Source organism: Kosakonia sp. H7A (assembly GCF_003028445.1).
Taxonomy (GTDB): Bacteria; Pseudomonadota; Gammaproteobacteria; order Enterobacterales; family Enterobacteriaceae; genus Kosakonia; species Kosakonia radicincitans.
Map to the genome: position 1 here is coordinate 1 of NZ_PYTZ01000050.1, position 613 is coordinate 613.

General features: G+C 66.1%; 1 protein-coding gene and 1 pseudogene. Both read right to left on the reverse strand.

Annotation, left to right across the window (positions count from 1 at the left end; all coding sequences use genetic code 11):
* A pseudogene (locus CWM66_RS28065) lies at positions 1–201 on the reverse strand (response regulator); the annotation flags it as partial.
* 1 nt (position 202) lies between these two features.
* Positions 203–613: response regulator (locus CWM66_RS28070; RefSeq protein WP_107147752.1), on the reverse strand; the 411-nt coding region annotated here is incomplete at its 5' end.

Sequence of the window (613 nt, forward strand, 5' to 3'; positions counted from 1 at the left end):
CGGCATGCTCAAATCGGAGAGCACGATGTCCGGGCGGAACGTCTCCAGCCCCAGGCGCAAGCCTTCCTCGCCGTCCACGCGCTCGAATACCGCTTCCAGCCCCGATTCCAGCAACTGGTCCGACAGCAGTTCGGCGTCTTCCGGCGAATCCTCGATCAGCAGGATGCGCAGTTCGCCGAGCCGGGCCCCTTCATGCGGCATGTCAGTTCGTTCCCGCCGCCTGGTTGATGACCGCCCAGAAGGTGCCCAGGGTCTGCACGGCGTTGAAGAACTGGTCCACGTCCACCGGCTTGACCACGTAGGCGTTCACGCCCAGGTCCCAGCTGCGCGCCAGGTCGTTCTCTTCGCGCGAGGAGGACAGGATCACCACCGGCAGGCGCTTGAGTGCCTCGTCCTGGCGAATCTGCTTGAGCACTTCCAGCCCGTCCAGGCGCGGCATCTTGATGTCCAGCAGCAGGACGGCCGGCAAGCCCTCCTCGCGGTGGGCGAAGGCGCCACGGCGATACAGATAATCCAGCGCTTCCACCCCATCCTCGACGTGGACGATGGGGTTGGCCAGGCGCGCTTCGCGCAGGGCGTCGATGGCCATCTCCGCGTCGGCAGGGCTGTCTTC